Genomic DNA, 17755 nt, shown 5'->3' on the forward strand with positions numbered 1-17755 from the left:
CGCAAAAAAGCCCGGCTCACAGCGAGCCGGGCATGGCGCGGTCGCGCCCTCAGAAGATGTGGCTGAACACGAAGTAGAGCGAGCCCGACAGCACGATCGCGCAGGGCAGGGTGAGCACCCAGGCCAGCACGATGTTGCGGATCGTCTCCATCTGCACGCCCGAGCCGTTGGCCGCCATGGTGCCGGCGATGCCCGAGGACAGGACGTGGGTGGTCGACACCGGCAGGCCGAACTGGTCGGCCGCCAGGATCGTGCCCATGGCGACGAGCTCGGCCGAGGCGCCCTGGCCGTAGTTGAGGTGCGTCTTGCCGATCTTCTCGCCCACCGTGACCACGATGCGCTTCCAGCCGATCATCGTGCCGAGGCCGAGCGCCAGCGCCACCACCACCTTGACCCAGATGGGGATGAACTTGGTCGAGGTGTCGAGCGCGCCCTTGTACCTGTTGAGCGTCTTGACCTCGTCGGGCGAGAGCTGGTTGTCCTGGACCTTCGGCAGGTTTCGCAGCGCCTCGGAGGTGAGGTACATGTCGTTGCGGGTGTTGTTGACCTTGCTGGCCGGCACGTTGGCGAGCGTGCCGTAGCCCCTCACGTCGTCGGCCACCTGGGTGATGAGGGCGGCGAGCGACGGGTAGACGCCGTCGTCGAGCCTGTGGTCGCGCACGAAGGCCGTGACGGCGGGGCGGGGGTCGCCCGTGATGGCGTAGCCGGCCGCCTTCGTGTCGATGATCTTCGCCGCCGCCGCCGAGGTCTGCTCGAACTGCGGGATGAAGTCGTTCGGCACCGCGCGGTTCAGCGCGTAGGTGGTGGGCACCGTGCCGATCAGGATCAGCATGATGAGGCCCATGCCCTTCTGGCCGTCGTTGGAGCCGTGGGCGAAGGACACGCCCGTGCAGGTGAAGATGAGGAGGCCGCGGATCCACAGTGGCGGCACCGAGTCCGGCTTCGGCTCGGCGTAGAGCTCCGGCTTGCGGACCAGGAACTTGAGGATCAGCAGCAGCGCGCCGGAGAAGAAGAAGCCGACCAGTGGCGAGATGAGCAGCGCTTCGCCGATCGTGGTGGCCTGGCCCCAGTCGACGCCCGAGGTGCCGGTGCGGCCGTTGAGCAGCGCGTTGGTGACGCCGACGCCGATGATCGAGCCGATCAGCGTGTGCGACGAGGAGGCCGGCAGGCCGAACCACCAGGTGCCGAGGTTCCACAGGATGGCCGCGATGAGCAGCGCGAAGACCATCGCGAAGCCGGCGTGGGACGACACCTGCAGGATCAGCTCGACGGGCAGCAGCGAGATCACGCCGAACGCCACGGCGCCCGTGGAGGTGAGCACGCCGAGGAAGTTCCAGCAGCCCGACCACACGACCGCGTAGTTGGGGATCAGCGAATGCGTGTAGATCACGGTCGCGACCGCGTTGGCGGTGTCGTGGAAGCCGTTCACGAACTCGAAGCCGAGCGCGATGACGAGCGCGATGGCGAGCAGCAGGTAGACCAGGATCGACTCGGACGAGCCGCCCGACACGTCGACGTCGCGCCACACGCTGTAGGCCGTGAAGCACAGGCCCACCACCATCATGACCAGCACGCCGTAGCGCGTGGCCTTGTCGCTCGAATGGTCGATGGTGGGCCGGTCGGGCGCCGGCTTGGTGTTCGGCAGGAGGGTGGTGCTCGACATCGGGTCGCTCCGGGGGGCGTGCCCCGACGCTAGCCCCCGCGCGTCACCGTTTTATGAAATCTTAACCCGTCGTTGATCCGCGCGGCGCCGCGACGACCTCCGCCGCCGCGGCGCAGCCGAGCGCCGCCGCGTCAGGCAGCGACGCGCCGCCCATCACGGCCGCCAGCGTCGCCGCCACCAGCGCGTCGCCCGCGCCCGTGACGTCGACGACGCGCGCCGGCACGGCGGGCACGCGGGTGACGCTCCCCGCCGTCGCGGCCAGCGCGCCCTCGGCGCCGAGCGTCACCACGACGCTTCCCGCCCCCGCGCGAACGAGGGCCGCCGCGGCCTCGGCCGGATCGCTCCCGCCGAACCGCGGCCCCAGCCCCGCGGCCTCGTCGCGGTTGAGGAACAGGAGGTCGACGCCGTCGAGGCGCCCGGGCAGGCGCGCCGCCTTGGCGACCGACACGGCGTCCAAGGCCAGAAGATGGCTGCCGCCGAAGCGCCGCTCCGCGAGCGCCCGGAGCGAGCCCGCGGGCAGGTTGCAGTCGGCGAAGACCAGCGCCGCCCCGGCGATCAGCGCCGCCTCGACCCCGAGGGCTTCGGGCGTCAGCGCCTCGAACACGTCCATGGCCGCGAGGCCGAGCGCGAGGTCGCCGCCCGGCGTCAGCACGGCGACGTATTCGGCCGTGGCCCGGCCCGCGGCGGCCCGCACGGCGCCGCGCCCGATCCCCGCGCCGTCGAGCGCGGCCACGAGCGCGCGCCCGGCCGCGTCCTCGCCGATGCGGGACACGAGCTCGACCGGCAGGCCGGCGCGGGCGAGGTTGGCGGCGACGTTGCGGGCGACGCCGCCGAAGCCCGTGCGCCCCGCGGCGGGGTTCGACGTCTCCGCCACGAGCGGCCCGGCGAGGCGGTAGGTGCGGTCGACCGTGGCGCCGCCGACGCAGACGACGGGAGGCGAGGGGGTCAGCGCTGCAGCCCGCCCAGCACGCCGCGCATGATCTGGCGCGCCACCTGCGTGCCGACCGAGCGGGAGGCGGACTGGAGCGCCGAGCGCACCACGAGCTGCCCGTTGGTCATGCGCCCGCGGCTCGACCCGCCGCCGTTCCACCAGTCGCCGATCGCGCCCTCGATCCCGTCGAGGAAGCCCGGCGCTTCGGCCTCGGGCTGGGCGGGGGGCTGCGGCGCGGGCTGGCCCCAGGCCGTCGAGCGGGGCGCCGAGGGCGGCACCGAGCCCTGGCGCGGCGGCAGGAAGGACGGCGCGGCGGGCGGCGGCGTCGGGGCCGCGCGGGGCGGCTCGGCCGGGGGCACGGGGGCGCCGCCCGCCTTGGCGCCGCGCCGCGCCAGAACCTCGAAGGCCGAGTCGCGGTCGATCGGCGTGTCGTATTTGCCGTAGATCGGCCCGGCCTCGACGAGCGCGCGCCGCTCCTCCGCCGTCAGCGGCCCCACGCGCGACATCGGCGGGGCGATCCAGCACCGCTCGACCACGCCGGGCGAGCCGTCCTCGCGCAGCGTCGACACCAGTGCCTCGCCGACGCCGAGCTCCTTTATGACGGCGGCGGCGTCGAAGGCCGGGTTCTGCCGGAACGTGTCGGCGGCGGCCTTCACGGCCTTGGCGTCGCGCGGCGTGAAGGCGCGCAGCGCGTGCTGCACGCGGTTGCCGAGCTGGCCCAACACCGCGTCCGGCACGTCGAGCGGGTTCTGCGTCACGAAGAAGATGCCGACGCCCTTCGACCGGATCAGCCGCACCACCTGCTCGATCGCGGTCATCAGCGGCTTCGGCGCGTGGTCGAAGAGGAGGTGGGCCTCGTCGAAGAAGAAGACCAGCTTCGGCCGGTCGAGGTCGCCGACCTCGGGCAGGCGCTCGAACAGCTCGGACAGGAGCCACAGCAGGAAGGTGGCGTAGAGGCGCGGCGAGCGCATCAGCCGGTCGGCCGCGAGGACGTTCACATATCCCCGCCCGTCCGGGGTGCGGCCCAGCAGGTCGTCGATCTCCAGCGCGGGCTCGCCGAACAGGTTCGAGCCGCCCTGGTTCTCCAGCACCAGCAGACGGCGCTGGATCGTGCCGACCGTGGCCGCGGCGACGTTGCCGTATTGCGTGGTCAGCTCGGCCGCGTAGTCCGCCACGTAGCCCAGCACGGCGCGCAGGTCCTTGAGGTCGAGCAGCAGCAGCCCGCGCTCGTCGGCGACGCGGAACAGCACGTTGAGCACGCCCGTCTGCGTGTCGTTGAGCTCCAGCATGCGGCTCATCAGGAGCGGCCCCATCTCGGCCACGGTGGCGCGGATGGGGGAGCCCTGTTCGCCGTAGAGGTCCCAGAACACGGTCGGGGCGGCCTCGGGCGCGTAGGGCAGGCCGACCAGTTTCGCGCGCTCCGCCACGGCGCGGCGGCCGGCGCCCGGCTTCGCGAGCCCGGCGAGGTCGCCCTTCACGTCGGCGGCGAAGACCGGCACGCCCGCGCGGCTGAACCCTTCCGCGAGGAGCTGCAGCGTCACGGTCTTGCCAGTGCCGGTGGCGCCCGTGATGAGCCCGTGCCGGTTCGCCATGGCGAGGAGGAGATAATCGTAGTGGCCGGGCTGCCCCGCCGCAGCCCCGGCGCTGAGGCCGAGCAGGAGGCGGCCGGGCTCGGGATGGGGATCGGACATGGCGGACCGGGCTCCGGGGAGGGCCCCCGATCTATAGGGCGCCGCCGCGGGCGCTGTCAGGGTCCCCAGGGAAATAAGTGCGACGGATCTCGACCCCCGGCCCTCCCGGACGACCTCGAATTCCACAGCGCTCATCGTCGTGGGAGCCTCACGCCGTCGCGGGGTGCGAACTCCCACCGCGGCGGGGCGTTGGCCCGCCACACATCCGGAAGGACCGAGCATGCAGGACCTCGTCGACCACGTCAGCACCGAGACGGGGCTGGAACCCGCGACGTCCCGCAAGGCGATCGGCATCGTGCTCGACTTCGTGCAGAAGAGCGTGCCGCCGGCCGTCAGCGCCGCCGTGATCGACCCGCTGCCGGGCGCGCGGGCGGCCGCCTCCGCGGCCGCGGAGGACGAGGCCGAGGGCGGCGGCAGCGCGACGCCGGGGCTGATGGGCCTCGCGGACCGGCTCATGGCCGAGGGCGTCGGCATGGGCGCGATGTCCTCGCTCGGCCGCGCCATGTTCGACGGGCTCCGCAAGCATGTCGGCGACGGCCCCGTGGACGACGTCGTCAAGGCCATCCCGGAGCTCGCCCACGTGATGTGACGGGCGGCTCAGCTCGCCAGCGAGGCCTGGACCTGCTTGGCGGCCCGGTTGCCCGACGCCACGGCGGAGTTGAGGTAGCCGGCCGAGGGCCAGGTGTGCTCGCCGGCGAAGAAGACGTTGCCCTCCGGCAGGCCCTCGACGCCGAGCAGCGTCGTCCAGTAGCCGGTCGGCAGCGACGAGTAGGAGCCGAGCGACCACGGGTTGAGGCTCCACGCGTCGAGGGTGGAGAGCCCGTTCCACAGCCGACCCAGGCCCGGCAGGATCTCCTGCGCGCCGCCGAGGCACACGCGGGCCAGCGCCTGCCGGTCGCCCACCGACGCGGCGAAGGCGGCCTGCGAGCCGCCGGACCAGAAGTTCAGGATGCCCTGACGGCCCGCCTGCCCGCGGCTCGCGTCCCACGTGGTCTGGAAGGCGCGGTCGACGCGGCGGATCTCCCCGTTGCAGCCGAGGTCGTTCCACAGCCGATGCTCGAACTGCAGCTGGAACTTCACGCTCGACCCCATGGCGAGGCCGCGGATCGATTGCGCCTTGAGGTCGCTGAAGCCGGCGCGGGAGAAGTCAACGGCGGCGCGCATCACCGAGAAGGGCAGGGCCAGCACCACGCGGTCGAACACAGCGTCGCTCACGGCGCCGTCCCGCGCGAGCGTGAGGCGGACGCGGCCGTCGGCCTGAAGGCCGATCGCGGTCAGGCGGGCGCCGGTCTGGACCGCGGTGCCGAGCAGCCCGCCCAGCAGCGTCGGGATCTGGTCGTTGCCGCCGGCGACGCGGTAGCGCTGGTCCGAGCCCGTGTAATAGAGCTCGAAGTCGTCCGGCTTGTTGCCCGCGAGCGAGGTGATGATGTTGAGCGCGCTCTGCCGGCTCGTGTCGAGCGCGTCCTCCTCGGAATAGGCGTTGTCGATGAGCTGCCCGAGCTTGGACGACCGGCCGCCCGGCACGTAGGTCGCGATCCACTGGCGGCCCGTCATGGCGTCGAAGCGCTTCGCCGCCGCGGTCGAGTACTTGTAGTTGACGCCGCCGCCGATGGCCGCGGTCTGGCCCTTGAGGTCGCGGTAGAGCGGGGCGAAGTCGCGCGTCGCGTCGGCCAGCGTGTAGCGCTCGCCGTTGAAGCTGTAGACCGGGATGGCGCCCGCGGGCTGCGCCGCCAGCACGTCGTAGAGCGACAGGCCGAGCTCGCGCGCGAGTTCGCGGATCGCGTAATGGTCCGTGTCGATGAACTCGCCGCCGTGCTCGATGATCTGGCCCGCGCGGAACAGGTTCCGGCCCGTGTAGCACCGGCCGCCGAGCCGCGTGTTGCCCTCGAACACGACGGGGGCGAACCCGGCCTGCTTGAGGCGGTAGGCGGCCGTGAGCCCGGCGAGGCCGGCGCCCACCACCGCGACGCTCGCCGTGGCGGCCTGCCCGGCGGCGGGGCGCAGGCCCATCGCGGCCGCGACGCCGAGCGCCGCGCCGCCCCTCAGCACCGCGCGCCGGTCCGGGCCCGCGCCGGATGCACCGTGGAGCCGCGCCGCCCCGGCGGCGGCGAGACGCAGAAAAGACAGGGAGGGCGAGCGCGGCAAGGTCGACTCCGACGGCGGATCCGATAACAGGACCGTTTTCAGCTCAAGCCGACGGGGCCGCAAGCCCATTCAGGGTGGAAAAGGACCTGCCGCGCGCGCAGGCCGGCGGTGTGGCGCCGGCGTCACGGCACCGCGATGGCGGGCGCCTGCGGGACGGGGAGCGGGGTGGCGACGACGGGCGCCGGCGCGGGCTCGAAGGTCGGCGCGTCGGGCTCGCCGCCCAGCACCGCCTGCCGGTTCCGGTCGGCGGCGCGCGAGGCGCCGATCTCGGCCCCGATGCCGCGGATCACCTCCGGCACGCTGGCGTAGGTGGCATGGCCGATGAAGCCGACGCTGTCGCGCGTGAGGTCGATGACGTGCACGCCGAGGCCCTCCAGCGCGGCGCGCCCCTCGGGGCTCGACGCGTCGATGGCGCCGAGGCGCGGCCGCTCCGCCAGGAAGCCCGACAGGCCGAGCGCGCGGTCGTTGGTGGCGGCGAAGACCGAGACGTGGGCGTTCGGGCCGAGCCGCTCGACCTGCTGGCGGAACACGCCCTGGTCGATGTCCGGCGCCGCCAGGATGATGTCGCCGAGATGGCCGTCGAGGTCGGGATGGCCCGCGATGGCGACTTCGCGCAGCGCCTCCATGGCGAGCCACGCCCCCATCGAATGGGCGAGCACGTGGACGCGGCCGACGTCGGGCAGGGCGGCGAGGTCGAGCAGGAGGTGCTCCATGGCGTCGCGCGAGGCGGTCGCGGCTTCGCGGTCCGAACCGTAGCCGAAGAGGCTCCCCTTCGACGGCCAGGTGAACAGCACCGGCACGCCGTTGAAGCCGCCGTCGGTCACGATCTGCGCCAGGCGGAAGCGCGCCTCGTCGAAGCCCGTGTTGAATCCGTGCACGAAGACCAGCACGTCGCGGTTGGAGCCGACGCGTCCCGACAGGTGGGTCGCGACGGCGTTGCGGAAGCTGTCCGCGTCGAGCCCGCGGCGGCCCACCACGGCGAAGTCGCTGGCGCGGTCGGGCGAGCCGAAGCTCGCCATCTCGAGCCCGCCGGCCTCGTGGTTCGGCGGAACGCTGACGGTGGCGAGCGAGTAGTGGGCCGAGCCGTCGGCGACGCCGTCCGCCTTGAGGGGGCGCGTCGAGTCGACGAAGATCTGGACGTTGCGGGCCTGCGGGGCTCCGTCGGAGCCGAGCCCGACGCTCGCCACCGCGGACACGCAGCCCGACAGCGACGCGGCCGCGATCAGCAGCGCGCCCGCCCGCAGGGCTCCCTCGAAGCCGGATCTCACCACAGCACGCACGCTCGTCCCCCGATCGGTCGGGCCATCATAGCGCGTCGCGCCGCGGCCGGAGGCCATCCTCTGTGGACACCGTGGCGGGAGCGGGACGGCGTGGCGCCGGCGTCACTCGGCCCCGAGGTCGACGCAGTCGTGCCGGCCGGAGTCGATGCAGTTCTGCACGGCGTTGTGGCTCCGGATGGCCGACACGGCCCAGAACAGGGCGAGGCCGATCACCACCACGGCGGCGAGGGCCGCGGCCGTGCCGCGGGCGTTCGGCTCGCCGGGCCGGCGCGGCGGGCGGTTGTCGTTGGCGGTCACGCTCCCTCGTCGTCCTCGTCTTCCCCGAACGGCTCCGCCGCTTCCCGCCCGACGCAGCCGAGCGCGAAGGCGTATTGCAGCGCCACCTCGTCGAGCTGGTCGAAGCGGCCGGACGCGCCGCCGTGGCCCGCGCCCATGTTGGTCTTGAGCAGCACGAGCGAGGGCTGCGCCGCCGTCTGCCGGAGCTTGGCGACCCACTTGGCCGGCTCCCAATAGGTCACCCGCGGGTCGGTCAGGCCGCCGAGCGCGAGGATCGGCGGGTAGCGCTGCTCGACGACGTTGTCGTAGGGCGAGTAGGAGCGGATCAGGTCGAAGGCGGCCGCGTCGCGGATCGGGTCCCCCCATTCCAGCCACTCGGGGGGCGTCAGCGGCAGGCTGTCGTCGAGGATGGTGTTGAGCACGTCGACGAAGGGCACGTCGGCGACGATGCCGGCGAAGAGCGCCGGAGCCATGTTGGCCACCGCGCCCATCAGCAGGCCGCCGGCGCTGCCGCCCTGCGCCACGATGCGGCCTTCCGCCGTGTAGCCGGCCGCCGCCAGCGCCCGCCCGGCCGCGATGAAGTCCGTGAAGCTGTGGACCTTGTTGGCGAGCTTGCCGTCCGTGTACCACGCCCAGCCCTTGTCGGTGCCCCCGCGGATGTGGGCGATGGCGTAGACGAAGCCGCGGTCGACCAGCGACAGGCGCTTCGTGCCGAAGCTGGCCGGGATGGAATAGCCGTAGGCGCCGTAGCCGTAGAGCAGCAGCGGCGCCGAGCCGTCGACCGGCGTGTCGCGGTGGTGGAGGACGGTCACGGGCACCTCGGCGCCGTCCTCCGCCCGCGCCAGGATGCGGCGCGTCACGTAGTCGGCGGGATCGTGGCCGGACGGCACCTCCTGGCGCTTGCGCAGGGTGCGCTCGCCCGAGTCCATGTCGTAGTCCCAGGTCTCGGTCGGCGTCGTCATGGACGAGTAGGTGAAGCGCATCACCGCCGTGTCCTGCTCGGCCACCTCGCCGAGGCCGAGCGAATAGGCCTCCTCGGGGAACGAGATCGCGCGCTCGTCACCGTCCTCGAAGCCGCGCACGACGATGTGGGGCAGGGCGTCGCGCCGCTCCAGCCGCACGAGGTGGCGCGCGAAGGCGGCGTGGCCGACGATGAGCCGCCCCGGCTCGTGGGAGACGAGGTCGCGCCAGTTCCCGCGTCCGGGGTCGTCGACCGGCGCGGTCACGATCTTGAAGTCCACGGCGCCGTCGGCGTTGGTGAGGATCACGAAGTCGTCCCCGCGGTGGTCGACCTCGTAGTGCAGGCCCGGCGTCCGGGGCGCGATCAGACGCGGCGTGACGAAGGGCTCGGTGCGCTCGACCACCCGCGCCTCCGACGCGTCGTGGCCGTGGATGGAGATGACCGCGAAGCGGCCCGAGCGCGTCCGCGACACCTCGACGAACCAGGCCGGGTCCTCCTCGTCGTAGATCAGCCGGTCGTCGGCGGCCTCGGTGCCGAGCCGGTGCAGCCACACCGAACTCGCGCGGTGGTCCTCATCGAGCCTGACGTAGAAGAAGGCCGTGCCGTCGGCGGTCCACACCGCGGAGCCCTCGCTGTCCGGCACGGCGTCGGTCCGATCCTCGCCGGTCGCGAGATCGCGGACCTTGATCGTGTGGAGCTCCGACCCCTTGTCGTCGTAGCCCCAGGCCAGAAGGGCGTGGTCGTCCGACGGCGCGGCGTCGCCGAACTCGAAGAATTCCAGGCCCTCGGCCAGGGCGTCGCCGTCGAGCATGACCTGTTCCGGGCCGCCGTCGCGCGGCACGCGGCACACCAGCTCGTGCTGCCCGCCCTCGCGGTAGCGGGAATAATAGCTGAAGGGGCCGTCCGGCACCGGGACCTCGGCCTCCTCCTCATCCATGCGGCCCTGCATCTCCGCGGCGAGCCGTTCCTGCAGCGCCTCCGTCGGCGCCAGCACGGCGGCCGTGTGGGCGTTCTCGCGGTCGAGCAGCGCGCGGACCTCGGCCGGCAGCGCCGCCGGGTCCTGCAGAACCTCGCGCCAGTTGTCCGCGCGGATCCAGCCGAAATCGTCGGTCAGGGACGCGTCGTGGACGCTGCGCGTGACGGGCCGGGCGGGGATCGGCGACGGGGGAGCGAGGGCGAAGGCGGGGGTATCGGGCATGCCGCCCATATCGCGCCGGGCCCGACGGGGGGCAAGGGTTCCCGCCACGATCCTGCCCCCGCCGCACCACAACGGACGTGTCGCTTGTCAGGCCTTTCGCGTCCAGCAATAGTCATATTGTTTGAACACTATCGAGCCTCGATTCGTGTGCTCATCGTGCGCTCAGACACATTTGATAGTTTTTTTCAGACGAGGACGACGGATGGCCCAGGCGGGAAACTTAGTCGAATTTCTGGAATTGGCGGTTGAAATCGTCGCCGCCTATATCAGCAACAATTCAGTGCCCGCCGGCGAGCTGCCCGGCCTGATCGTCGACGTGCATTCGTCGCTGGTGAAGATGACGGCCGGCGAACGGGACCAGCCGCCCGAACCGCCGAAGCCCGCCGTCTCGGCGCGCAAGTCTGTGACGAGCGACTACATCATCTGCCTGGAGGACGGGAAGAAGTTCAAGTCGCTGAAGCGTCACTTGAGGACGCAGTACGGCATGTCGCCGGAGGAATACCGCGAGAAGTGGGGCCTCGGCATCGACTACCCCATGGTGGCGCCCAACTACGCCAAGGCGCGGTCGCAGCTCGCCAAGGAGATGGGCCTGGGCCAGCAGCGCCGCCGCCGCTGACCCGGCCGGCCCTCAGTGCAGGGCCGCGCGGGCGTCGGCGGCGCCCTCTCCCGACAGCGCGCGGCGCGCGTCGGCGCGGATGCGCTCCACCATGGCGGCGAAGCCGTTCGAGCGCTGGCGCGTCATGTGGCCGCCGAGCCCGAGCTTGGCGAACAGCGGGGTCGCGTCCGTGGCGGCGATCTCGGAGGCCGGGCGGCCGCCGTAGAGCGCCAGCGCCAGGTAGATCAGCCCCTTGACGATGTGGGCGTCGCTGTCGCCGCGGAACCGCAGGACCGGCTCCGGCCCGGACCCGGCGTCGACGGTGGTTTCGAGCCACACCTGGCTCGCGCAGCCGCGGACGCGGTTGGCCTCGTCGTGCGCCTCGGCCGGCAGGGGGGCGAGTTCGCGGCCGAGCTCGATCAGGTAGCGGTAGCGGTCGTCGAGCTCGTCCAGGATCTCGAAGTTGGCGATGATGTCATCGACGGTCTGCATGGTGGGCGGGGTCCTGTGCTCCCGTCCATATCGCGCGCCGGGCGGCCCCGCGCCAGTGCCGCCCCGCCCGCGCGGGACGGCCGCCGCCTCAGCGGTGCGGGTCGGGCTCCGCGCGGGCGAGCCCGCCGATCTTCCGCTTGTGCGGCTCGGCCCGGTGCGGACCGGGCGTCCGGAGCGACGGGTCCGCGCCTTCCAGCGCCGTGAGGCCGGCGCGAAGGCAGCCCGCGGAGGCGAGGCAGGCGCGGCCGGCGTCCTCGACCGTGGCGCGCGTGCCGCGCTCGACGGCTGTGGTGATCCGGCCGACCCCGACGCCCGCGCTCGCCGCCGCCACCAAGCCGATGCACAGGGCGGACCGCGCCAGGAAGAGCATCATGCCGGTCAGCCTCGAATCCTCGTGTTCAGGGCGAGGCTAGGCGGTTTCCGCCGCGCCGTCGCGGTCCAGACGCCCTCATCGTGAGCGAAGTCTTGCTCGGAGGGCAGCATCGGCGTGCGGGGACGGCATTTGAACCGGGCTGCGCGCCGCCGAGACTGCTGAAACGCCCCGCCCCCGCGGCTTCGTCGGGGAAACGGCCCGCACTTAGCGTTCATTTAAGACCGGCCTGACAGTTTGACACCGGCCAGGACGGGATCCGGTTGCGTCCGGTGCGGAGTGTCGCGTGAAGCTTTTGGCCACCATCGACGAGGCCGTGGCGACCTTCGTCCACGACAGCGTCCAGTCCGACCCGGTCGACGCCGCGGCCCACCGCGCGTTCCTGGCGACCCGTGTGGGCCTGTCGCTCGTCGCCCTGGCCTGCGCGCCGCTCGCCCTCGCCTGCGGCGCGACGCCGGCCGGCTGGGAGGCGGGAGCCCTGGCCTGGCTGTCACTCCCCTTCGCGGCCGCGCTCGCGCTGTCGCGCACCGGCGACCTCCGCGTCGGCGAGGCGCTGAGCCTCGCATCCTGGGTCGGGCTGGCCGCGACGGTCGCGCTCGGCACGGGGTCGAGCCTCGGCCTGGCGCTGCTCCTGATGATCCCGGTCGAGGCCGCGACGGCCGTCACGGCGGGCGCCGCGGTGCCGGCCGTGCTGGCGGCCCTGGCGGTGGCGCTGCTGGCTGCGCTCCGCGCGCGCTTCGGCGTGCCCGTCGCGCCGACGCTCACCCCGCTCGCCGCCGCGGCGCTCGCGGCGGCCCTCGCCTATGCGGGCCTGCTCGCGGCCCTGTCGGGGCGCACGGCGCGGCTCCGCGGCGCGGCGGCCCGTGCGGACCGCGCGCGCTACCGCGCGCTGGCCGACGCGGTCGACGATGTCGTGCTGCATCTCGACCGCGCCGGGGCGGTGGCCCGCGTCGGCTGCGCGACGCAGCGGCTCTTCGCGCTGCCGCCGTCCGAGCTGGCCGGCCGCGGGCTGTTCGAGCGCCTCCACGTGGCCGACCGGCCCGTGTTCCTCAGGCTCGTCGCCGACGCGGCCGACGGCCGCGGCGGGACCGCGACCCTGCGCCTGCGCACCGGCCGCACGGTGGCGAGCGAGCGCGGGCCCTTCGACGAGCCCGTCTTCGCCTCGGTCGACCTCGTCCTGCGCCGCCCACATCCGGGCGAGGCGGCCGGGGAGGGGCGCCCCGTCGCCGCCGTGGGGCTGATGCGGGACGTGTCAGCGCGGGTCGAACAGGACGGCCGGATCGCCCTGGCGCAGGCCAGCGCCGACCGCACCCACGCGGGCCGCGACATGTTCCTCGCCACCGTCAGCCACGAGCTGCGCACGCCGCTCAACGCCATCATCGGCTTCTCCGAGATGCTGTCGAACCCCGCGCTGGTGCCGGTCGACCCGGAGAAGCGGCGCGACTATGCCGGCATCATCCACTCGTCGGGGCAGCACCTGCTCGCGGTGGTGAACGGCATCCTCGACGCGTCCAAGATCGAGTCCGGCTCCTTCGACATCCAGCCCGAGCCCTTCGACCTGCGCGACCTCGTGGGCCTGTGCTGCGACATGGTGGGGCTGAAGGCCGACCAGACCGGCGTGCGCCTCGCGCGCGACGTCGCACCGGCCGCGGCCGAGCTCGTGGGCGACAAGCGGGCCTGCAAGCAGATCGTCCTGAACCTCCTGTCCAACGCGCTGAAGTTCACCCCCGCCGGCGGCTGCGTCGCCATCGCGGCCCGGCCGGACGGCAATTCCGTGCTCATCACCGTGTCGGACACCGGCGTCGGCATCGCGGCCCGCGACCTGCCGCGCCTCGGCGACCCCTTCTTCCAGGCGCGGGCCTCCTACGACCGGCCGAGCGACGGCACGGGCCTCGGCCTGTCGGTGGTGCGCGGCCTCGTGGGCCTGCACGGCGGCACCATCGCGATCGAGAGTGCGCCGGGGCAGGGCACCCGCGTGTCCGTGCGCCTGCCCCAGGACTGCCGGCGCGTCGCCTCCGCGCCGAACGGCGTGACCAAAATCGAAACCATTCCCCGGTATTCCTCCGGGGTGCGGCACGTCGGCGTGCCGAGCGGCGGCAGGATGCACAAAATTGCGTGAAGCGGCCATCGACACCCATCGCTCCGCGGCGCGCGGCGCCGGCCGGTCCCGGTCCACGGGGGCGCCCGCCCTCGACGACATGGTCGGCGACGGCCCGCTGTCGCGCACCCCGCCGCGCCGCGCGGCCAGCAGCGCCGCCGTGGCGGCGCAGCGGCTCGGCGGCGGCCGCCTGTCCGCGGCGGCGCGGGGACGCGGCGAGCCGGGCTTCGCGGCCCGGCTGCGCGGGCGCCTTCCCCGCATCAGGCCCCTCAAGGCCCTGACGATCGGCGCCTTCGGGGTGGCGCTGGTCGGCATCGTGGCGAACGCCATGGTGTTCCAGCGCGGCCACCACCCGTCCCCCCTGTTCGGCCTCGGCCGCTCGGTGGACGGCGCGTCCGACGCGGCTGCGCAGCGCACCGCCGCGGCCGTGCCGGCCCCCGCGGTGCCGGCGCCGGTCGAGAACACCGGCACGATCCCGCCGGCCCCCGCCGCGGCCGACCCGGCCCCGCCCGCCGCCGCTCCGGCGGCGCCGAAGCCGGCCGCCCCGGTCCACCACGCCGCCAGGGTCCGTCATGAGGACGGCGCCAAGGCGCAGGCCGGCGCGGCTCCGGCCCACCCCCGGCCGGGCCATCACGCGCCGGAGCTCGCCAAGGCGGAGCCGAAGGCCGCGCCGAAGCTGGACGCCAAGGCCGACCCGCTCGGCAAGCTGATCGCGGGCGCGAACCATCGGCCCAAGGCCGAGGGCAAGGCCGTGCCGGCCCCCAGGTCCGAGGTCAAGGCCGAGGCCAAGGCAGACGCCAAGCCGGCCGCCCATGCGCAGGCCAAGACGGAGCCCAAGCCGGCCGCCCGCACCGAGGCCGCCCACGCGGGCAAGGCGGCCGAGGCCGCGCCGGCCCACCCGCACCACCGCCTCGCCGCGGCGGCCCCGGCCGCCAAGCCGGCCGCCGAGACCGAGTGACCCGGACGCCGTGAGCCAGCCCCGCATCAGGACCGACTTCTGGGTGTCGGCCTACATCCGCCGTCTCGAGGTGCAGGGGGTCGTCGCCGTGCTGCGCCGCCGCGGCTCCCCCGAGTCGGGCGCCGTGATGATCAAGGTCGACCGGCTCGACGGCACGGCCGTGCTGCTCGGGCCGGCGCCGCAGAGCGAGGCGGTCGAGGACGGCACGCGCGCCTTCGTGCCCGTGCACCGCGACCCCGTGCTCGACGCGGGCGCGGCCGAGGAGCGGCTGAAGCGCGAGACGGGCTTCGACCCCGACCTGTGGATCGTCGAGGTCGAGGACCGGCAGGGCCGCGCCTTCGTGTAGGGGCGGCCGGCTCAGGAGGAGGGAGCCGGAAGGATCGGACTTCCAGCGCCCGTCGTCACAGCGGCAGCTCGAGTTCCGTCCTGGCGTCGCCGGCGCGAGCCTGGCGCCCCATCGCGGCGCGGATGGTCGGGATGATCTCCCCGACGGTGCCGGCCACGCGGTAGCGGACGTCGGCCGAGGCGCGGATGAAGCCCTGCTCGCGCATGTGGTCGATGAGCGCGAGCAGGGGCGCCCAGAAGCCGCCGATGTCGGCGATCACGACGGGCTTGGCGTGGCGGTCGAGCTGCACCCAGGTCATCTGCTCGACCAGCTCCTCCAGCGTGCCGATGCCGCCCGGCAGCGCCACGAAGGCGTCCGCCTGCTCGAACATCATGCGCTTGCGGGTGTGCATGTCCTCGACGACGATCATCTCCAGCCGGGGCGCGCCGCCGTCGCCGTCGATCATGCGCTCCTTGCCGCGCAGGAAGTCCGGGATGATGCCGGTGACGGAGCCGCCCGCGGCCAGCACGGCGCGCGCCACCGCGCCCATCAGCCCGTGGTCGCCGCCGCCGTAGACGAGCCCGATCCCGGCCTCGCCCATGGCGCGGCCGAGCGCCTCGGCGGCCTCTCGCATGGCGGGGTCGGTGCCCGCGCTGGAGCCGCAATACACGCAGATGGATCGGAGTTCGCTCATGGTTCGATTCTAGCACCTCGGTTGCGCGGCGGGTCAACCGGCCGCGCTTTCGGCGCCGTGCACGTCCTGCGCCGGGCCGGCCGCCGCCCTATATGGCACCTGTGACCGACGAGGTTTGAACCGCGACTCCATGCCCGATACCGACGATGCCGCCCTCGAAGCCGTGAAGCCCCACGCCCGGACCTCGCTCGCCGCGACCCTGCGCCACCTGTGGCCCTACATCTGGCCCTCCGACCGCGCCGACCTGCGCCGCCGCATCTACCTCGCCCTGGTGCTGATGGTGCTGGGCAAGCTCGTCACCGTGGCGATCCCCTATTCGTTCAAGTTCGCCACCGACGCGCTGGTGGGCCGCGAGGACGCCGGGGTGCGGCACCTGCCGGCCGTGCTCGCCGGACCGGTGGCGCTGACGATGGTCTACGGGCTCCTGCGCATGCTGATGAGCGTGCTGACGCAGGTGCGGGACGGGCTCTTCGCCTCCGTGGCCATGCACGCCGTGCGCCGCATGGCCAACGACGTCTTCGTCCACCTGCACGAGCTGTCGCTGCGCTTCCACCTGGAGCGCAAGACCGGCGGCCTGACCCGGATCCTGGAGCGCGGGCGCGGCGCGATCGAGACCATCGTCCGCATGACCATGCTGACCGGCGTGCCGACGGTCATCGAGTTCGTGCTCGTGATGGCGGTGTTCCTGTTCCAGTTCGACTGGCTCTACGCGCTCGCCGTGCTGGTGATGATCGCCGCCTACACGGGCTTCACGGCGGTGGCGACCAACTGGCGCATCGCCATCCGCCAGGTGATGAACGAGAGCGACCAGGACGCCAACACCAAGGCCATCGACAGCCTGCTCAACTTCGAGACGGTGAAGTATTTCGGCGCGGAGGCGCGCGAGGCGGCCCGCTACGACCTGTCGATGCGCCGCTACGAGCGGATGAGCGTGAAGACCTACGTGTCGCTGGCGGTGCTCAACGCCGGCCAGGCGATCATCTTCTCGGCCGGGCTCGCCGTCGTCATGGGCATGAGCATCGCCGGCATCCGCTCCGGCCGCAACACGGTGGGCGACTTCGTGCTCATCAATGCCATGATGATCCAGCTCTACCAGCCGCTCAACTTCATGGGCCTCGTGTACCGCGAGGTGAAGCAGGCCATCATCGACATCGACATGATGTCCGCGATCCTCGGCCAGGCGCCCGAGGTCCAGGACCGGCCGGACGCGGAAGCGCTGATCGTGTCCGAGGGCCGCCTGCGCTTCGAGGACGTGTGGTTCCGCTACGACGAGCGGCGCGACATCCTGCGCGGCGTGTCCTTCGAGGTGCCGCCGGGCAAGACCGTGGCGGTGGTGGGCCCCTCGGGCGCCGGCAAGTCGACGCTGTCGCGCCTGATGTTCCGCTTCTACGAGCCCCACCGCGGCCGCATCACGGTGGACGGCCAGGACATCGCCGCCGTCACCCAGGCGTCGCTGCGCGACGCCATCGGCATGGTGCCGCAGGACACGGTGCTGTTCAACGACACGCTGGGCTACAACATCCGCTACGGCCGCTGGGGCGCCGACGAGGCCGAGGTCGCCGAGGCCGCGCGCCTCGCCCAGATCGACGGCTTCGTGGCCTCCGTGCCCGAGGGCTACCGGGCCCAGGTCGGCGAGCGCGGCCTCAAGCTGTCGGGCGGCGAGAAGCAGCGCGTCGCCATCGCCCGCACCATCCTGAAGGCGCCCGCGATCCTGGTCCTCGACGAGGCCACCTCGGCCCTCGACACCTTCACCGAACGCGAGATACAAGGCGCTTTGGACCGCGTGTCGCGAGGCCGCACCACGGTGGTGATCGCGCACCGCCTGTCCACGGTGGTCGACGCCGACGAGATCCTGGTGCTCGACAAGGGCGTCATCGTCGAGCGCGGCACCCACGACGGCCTGCTGGCGCGCCGCGGCATCTATTCCGCGATGTGGAACCAGCAGCGCGAGGCGGAGGCCGTCGCGGACATGCTGCGCGGCTCGGAGGCCGGCGGCGCCGCGGCGGGCGACGAGGGGCGGGGCCGCGAAGCGGTCGAGGCGTGACGGGCGTGCCCGGGCATCGGGGTTGAAGGGGATG

16 protein-coding genes are annotated in these 17755 nt (G+C 73.2%); 6 read left to right on the forward strand and 10 right to left on the reverse strand.

Annotated features, from left to right (window positions below; translation table 11 throughout):
* Window positions 1-49: 49 nt before the first annotated feature.
* The 3 genes from L7N97_RS19835 to L7N97_RS19845 form a co-directional block, all read right to left on the reverse strand.
* Entirely contained in the window at window positions 50-1663 is a 1614-nt protein-coding gene (locus L7N97_RS19835) for an inorganic phosphate transporter (RefSeq protein WP_428981010.1), read from the reverse strand.
* A 61-nt stretch (window positions 1664-1724) separates the two neighbouring features.
* Entirely contained in the window at window positions 1725-2612 is an 888-nt protein-coding gene (locus tag L7N97_RS19840; protein ID WP_255722240.1) for a PfkB family carbohydrate kinase, read from the reverse strand.
* A complete protein-coding gene (locus tag L7N97_RS19845; protein ID WP_237480006.1) occupies window positions 2609-4285 on the reverse strand; it encodes a helicase HerA-like domain-containing protein in 1677 nt (558 codons plus the stop codon). The genes L7N97_RS19840 and L7N97_RS19845 overlap by 4 nt, the downstream gene beginning before the upstream one ends.
* Before the next feature lie 220 nt (window positions 4286-4505).
* Between L7N97_RS19845 and L7N97_RS19850 the strand changes: the two genes are divergently transcribed.
* Window positions 4506-4874, forward strand: a complete 369-nt coding sequence (locus L7N97_RS19850; protein WP_237480007.1) for a DUF2267 domain-containing protein — start codon at window positions 4506-4508, stop codon at window positions 4872-4874.
* A gap of 8 nt (window positions 4875-4882) precedes the next feature.
* Here the strand turns inward: L7N97_RS19850 and L7N97_RS19855 are convergent, their stop codons facing one another.
* The 4 genes from L7N97_RS19855 to L7N97_RS19870 form a co-directional block, all read right to left on the reverse strand.
* Window positions 4883-6430 carry a flavin monoamine oxidase family protein gene (locus tag L7N97_RS19855; RefSeq protein ID WP_237480008.1) on the reverse strand — a complete coding sequence of 516 codons (1548 nt, stop codon included), beginning with the start codon at window positions 6428-6430 and terminating at the stop codon, window positions 4883-4885.
* A 122-nt stretch (window positions 6431-6552) separates the two neighbouring features.
* The gene (locus tag L7N97_RS19860; RefSeq protein ID WP_237480009.1) at window positions 6553-7701 is read right to left on the reverse strand and encodes an alpha/beta hydrolase; all 1149 of its coding nucleotides are present in this window, start codon (window positions 7699-7701) and stop codon (window positions 6553-6555) included.
* Window positions 7702-7812: 111 nt separating this feature from the next.
* A complete protein-coding gene (locus L7N97_RS19865; protein WP_237480010.1) occupies window positions 7813-8007 on the reverse strand; it encodes a hypothetical protein in 195 nt (64 codons plus the stop codon).
* Window positions 8004-10145 carry a S9 family peptidase gene (locus L7N97_RS19870; RefSeq protein WP_237480011.1) on the reverse strand — a complete coding sequence of 714 codons (2142 nt, stop codon included), beginning with the start codon at window positions 10143-10145 and terminating at the stop codon, window positions 8004-8006. The genes L7N97_RS19865 and L7N97_RS19870 overlap by 4 nt, the downstream gene beginning before the upstream one ends.
* A 202-nt stretch (window positions 10146-10347) precedes the next feature.
* On the opposite strand from L7N97_RS19870, the gene L7N97_RS19875 reads away from it, so the two are divergent.
* Entirely contained in the window at window positions 10348-10761 is a 414-nt protein-coding gene (locus tag L7N97_RS19875; RefSeq protein WP_237480012.1) for a Ros/MucR family transcriptional regulator, read from the forward strand.
* 12 nt (window positions 10762-10773) lie between these two features.
* On the opposite strand, the gene L7N97_RS19880 is transcribed toward L7N97_RS19875, so the two are convergent.
* Both L7N97_RS19880 and L7N97_RS19885 read right to left on the reverse strand, forming a co-directional pair.
* On the reverse strand, window positions 10774-11232 hold the full coding sequence (locus tag L7N97_RS19880; RefSeq protein ID WP_237480013.1) for a SufE family protein: 459 nt from the start codon (window positions 11230-11232) through the stop codon (window positions 10774-10776).
* A gap of 88 nt (window positions 11233-11320) precedes the next feature.
* Window positions 11321-11605: a hypothetical protein gene (locus L7N97_RS19885; RefSeq protein WP_237480014.1), complete on the reverse strand. Its 285-nt coding sequence runs from the start codon at window positions 11603-11605 to the stop codon at window positions 11321-11323.
* Between the two features lie 283 nt (window positions 11606-11888).
* On the opposite strand from L7N97_RS19885, the gene L7N97_RS19890 reads away from it, so the two are divergent.
* The 3 genes from L7N97_RS19890 to L7N97_RS19900 are packed head-to-tail and all read left to right on the forward strand — an operon-like array spanning window position 11889 to window position 15004.
* Entirely contained in the window at window positions 11889-13721 is a 1833-nt protein-coding gene (locus tag L7N97_RS19890; protein ID WP_237480015.1) for a sensor histidine kinase, read from the forward strand.
* A complete protein-coding gene (locus L7N97_RS19895) occupies window positions 13714-14658 on the forward strand; it encodes a hypothetical protein (RefSeq protein WP_237480016.1) in 945 nt (314 codons plus the stop codon). Before L7N97_RS19890 ends, L7N97_RS19895 begins: the two co-directional genes overlap by 8 nt.
* A 10-nt stretch (window positions 14659-14668) precedes the next feature.
* Entirely contained in the window at window positions 14669-15004 is a 336-nt protein-coding gene (locus L7N97_RS19900; RefSeq protein WP_237480017.1) for a DUF1491 family protein, read from the forward strand.
* Window positions 15005-15059: 55 nt separating this feature from the next.
* Here the strand turns inward: L7N97_RS19900 and L7N97_RS19905 are convergent, their stop codons facing one another.
* Window positions 15060-15677 (reverse strand): LOG family protein, encoded by a 618-nt coding sequence (locus L7N97_RS19905; RefSeq protein ID WP_237480018.1) that lies wholly within the window; start codon window positions 15675-15677, stop codon window positions 15060-15062.
* A gap of 130 nt (window positions 15678-15807) precedes the next feature.
* Here L7N97_RS19905 and L7N97_RS19910 point away from each other — a divergent pair, with 130 nt between their 5' ends.
* On the forward strand, window positions 15808-17721 hold the full coding sequence (locus L7N97_RS19910) for an ABCB family ABC transporter ATP-binding protein/permease (protein ID WP_237480019.1): 1914 nt from the start codon (window positions 15808-15810) through the stop codon (window positions 17719-17721).
* Window positions 17722-17755 lie beyond the last annotated feature (34 nt).

The organism is Lichenibacterium dinghuense, assembly GCF_021730615.1.
GTDB lineage: Bacteria > Pseudomonadota > Alphaproteobacteria > Rhizobiales > Beijerinckiaceae > Lichenihabitans > Lichenihabitans dinghuensis.